2 protein-coding genes and 1 CRISPR repeat array are annotated in these 3,499 nt (G+C 52.8%); both genes read left to right on the top strand.

From position 1 onward, the window contains the following. Positions 1 to 170: 170 nt before the first annotated feature. Positions 171 to 1,160: a CRISPR-associated endonuclease Cas1 gene (cas1, locus tag NW834_RS13310; protein ID WP_414329661.1), complete on the top strand. Its 990-nt coding sequence runs from the start codon at positions 171 to 173 to the stop codon at positions 1,158 to 1,160. Next, positions 1,160 to 1,438: a CRISPR-associated endonuclease Cas2 gene (gene cas2, locus NW834_RS13305; RefSeq protein ID WP_414329659.1), complete on the top strand. Its 279-nt coding sequence runs from the start codon at positions 1,160 to 1,162 to the stop codon at positions 1,436 to 1,438. Before cas1 ends, cas2 begins: the two co-directional genes overlap by 1 nt. Before the next feature lie 250 nt (positions 1,439 to 1,688). Beyond that, positions 1,689 to 3,458: direct repeats of the CRISPR family, unit length 36 nt; unit sequence GTTCCCCCTTCGGGGGGATCCCTAGAAATTGGAAAC. Positions 3,459 to 3,499: the final 41 nt, after the last annotated feature.

Genomic DNA, 3,499 nt, shown 5'->3' with positions numbered 1-3,499 from the left:
CTTGTCATGATTGCCAGCTTCTTTTCGGGCAGTCTGGCCGAGATCGTGATGGATTTCTTGTCAAGTCCTGAAATTGATGTTGAGATTTTACCGGAGCGTGGCCGCTCTAAACCCGGCAATGCCATAGATCAGAGGCGAGGCGCTGAAGATCTGCGTCGTCATGACGAATAATGCGAACTTTATATGTCTCTCAGCAGGGGTGTAGGCTAAGCCTTAAGCAAGAGTTCGTAATGGTCTATTTGGGCGAGTCGCTCTTGCAGGAGGTGCCTCTACCCTTGCTGGAGCAAATTTTAATCTTTGGCCGATCCCAGGTCACCACAGACGTAGTGAGAGCGTGCCTGAGGCGGAATATTCCTATTGCCTATCTCTCCCGGCTAGGCTATTGCTATGGTCGCCTTGTTCCTATAGAGAGGGGGTACCGCCGCTTAGCTCATTTGCAACAGGCGCTCCCTGAAGAATGGCGATTGCAAACGGCAGCCCAGATGGTGCGAGCCAAGCTGCTCAATAGCCGGGTGCTGCTGATGAGGCAGCTCAGGCAGCGCCCCACTGAAACAGGGGATCTGACCCTGCGCAGTCTGGAACATTTGGCTGCTCAAGCTCTTGAGGCCAAGTCTCTAGATCAATTGCGGGGCATTGAAGGAGCGGCTGCGGCTCTGTATTTCCCGGAATTGGGAAATTGCCTTCAGCAAAGGGGCTTTGTTTTGCTTAACCGCACTCGACAGCCGCCCACTAACCCGGTTAATGCCATGCTCAGCTTTGGCTACATGGTGCTCTGGAACCATCTATTAACCCTGATTGAGCTGCAAGATTTGGATCCCTATCAGGGTTGCTTGCACGCTAGCAGTGAACGCCATGCTGCTCTGGTTTCGGACTTACTGGAAGAATTTCGGGCGCCTATTGTAGATTCAATAGTCCTCTGGCTGATCAACAAGGGCATTATGAACATCGAAGAAGACTTTGAGTATCGCGATGGTGGCTGTTTTCTAAGTGATAGTGGCAGGAAAAAGTACCTTACAGCTTTCATCCAAAGAATGGAGGGATCCATCCAGACCCCTGACGGAGATCAACCCCGCTGGGATCTGCTAACGCAGCAAGTTAAAAAGTTTAAGCAATCCGTCTATAATCCTCAAGATTTGTACCAGCCCTACCGGATTCGCTGATGTTTCTTTATGTTGTTACCTACGATACTCCCTGCGACAAGCGACGCAAGAAAATTGCCGACCTGCTAGAAGGCTACGGCAAGCGCGTGCAATACAGCGTGTTTGAGTGCGTCCTCGACAAAGACAAGTTCGAGGAGCTCAAACTGCGGCTCCGCAAGAAGATCAAGCCCGAGGAAGACAGCGTCCGCTTCTATCCGCTCACTAGCTATGTCCTCGCCCAGGTGGAAATCTGGGGTGGGCCTGCCCTGACTGCACCCCCCAGCTCGGTCATTGTGTAGCTCAGGCAAGTCTCTTCCTACTTAAGCACTCGGTGTTTCCAAAAGCACACTCAAACGGTATCAACGCCTGCGCGAGCGATCCGCCAAAAGCCGCAAAGGCCGATTCTTTCGTCCGATCCCTCGACGCCTTGCGCCACAAGGCTTTCCGGCCCCAAAGCCCCCTCGCCAGCACCCTTTTTGCCGACTTTTTTCCGGATCCCTCGCAAATGGGTCTTGCATTCCTTGCCCTGCTTGGGTTTAATAGGGGTAGGTTCCCCCTTCGGGGGGATCCCTAGAAATTGGAAACACGCCTACCCTGCAGGTGTCGGATTTGTGTCGGTCAGTTCCCCCTTCGGGGGGATCCCTAGAAATTGGAAACAAGGTTCTCGGGCACAGCGCACTCCGTGAGAAACTCACGGGTTCCCCCTTCGGGGGGATCCCTAGAAATTGGAAACGGAGCTTAGAAAATGATGTAGGCCTCTGCCCATTCGGGCGGTTCCCCCTTCGGGGGGATCCCTAGAAATTGGAAACTAGCAAGACAATAAACAAACTAAGCATCTCTGAAATACCTTGGTTCCCCCTTCGGGGGGATCCCTAGAAATTGGAAACCACTATGATGGCACTGAGATTTACTGTAACGGTTATACACTTCCCCCTTCGGGGGGATCCCTAGAAATTGGAAACCTCCCAAACAGTCTTAGCCCCTCTTGAAGCACGATCCAGTTCCCCCTTCGGGGGGATCCCTAGAAATTGGAAACTTCCTCGTATGTGTAAGTCCTGGTAGCCATGATGTACGTTCCCCCTTCGGGGGGATCCCTAGAAATTGGAAACCCCCTCTCGGGCATTGGTGTATATAGACAGCATTCGAGTTCCCCCTTCGGGGGGATCCCTAGAAATTGGAAACGATACTTTGGGAAACTTTCTCGGGCGAATCATCTTTTGTTCCCCCTTCGGGGGGATCCCTAGAAATTGGAAACGGTGATTAGCCGGGCTCGGACAAAGCGGCAGGCATCTAGTTCCCCCTTCGGGGGGATCCCTAGAAATTGGAAACACGCGATTGAACCGTTTACGAGCCCTCTCGCGTCGTTGAGTTCCCCCTTCGGGGGGATCCCTAGAAATTGGAAACGTAACTAAGCCTCCTCCCCCAACACCCAGGATTATCTCGTTCCCCCTTCGGGGGGATCCCTAGAAATTGGAAACTTTAGAAAATGGGTTATAAATGTATATTCTGGTTTCTGGTTCCCCCTTCGGGGGGATCCCTAGAAATTGGAAACTTCACCACATCCGCCAGAGGACGGAGGGTTTGGGAAGCTGTTCCCCCTTCGGGGGGATCCCTAGAAATTGGAAACAGCATGCTTCAACACCCCATTCGGGCGGACATTGATCTTCGCGTTCCCCCTTCGGGGGGATCCCTAGAAATTGGAAACAGGCCGGTATACTCGACTGCAGGTTTGAAGTCCTGGTTCCCCCTTCGGGGGGATCCCTAGAAATTGGAAACCCCGCTGAGCCAGGTTTGCCGGGTTGATGTCTTGCAGGGTCTCTGGTTCCCCCTTCGGGGGGATCCCTAGAAATTGGAAACTTCGGGAAATAAACAACACCCAGGATTTCTCCTGGGTGTGTGTTCCCCCTTCGGGGGGATCCCTAGAAATTGGAAACCTCTATCACGATGTCGCCCCAGACCTCGGCGGCGATTAGCGTTCCCCCTTCGGGGGGATCCCTAGAAATTGGAAACTATTCGTCGTCGTTGTCCGTGAGGATTTCACCCCCGTGGGTGACCTGACGTTCCCCCTTCGGGGGGATCCCTAGAAATTGGAAACGATACCAAGGCAAAGAGCAACCTCGTTGAAGTATTGAAAGTTCCCCCTTCGGGGGGATCCCTAGAAATTGGAAACGAGTGGTAGTCTTTAGTAAGAGTGGGGAAACTAGTTCAGTTGTTCCCCCTTCGGGGGGATCCCTAGAAATTGGAAACAACAACACCCAGGATTTCTCCTGGGTGTTGGAGCAAGTTCCCCCTTCGGGGGGATCCCTAGAAATTGGAAACAACAACACCCAGGATTTCTCCTGGGTGTTGGAGCAAGTTCC

The organism is Synechococcus sp. R60.1, assembly GCF_047461835.1.
Classification (GTDB): domain Bacteria; phylum Cyanobacteriota; class Cyanobacteriia; order Thermostichales; family Thermostichaceae; genus Thermostichus.
Note: the sequence above shows the minus strand (reverse complement) of the source record. Positions and strands in the feature narration are given on the sequence as shown.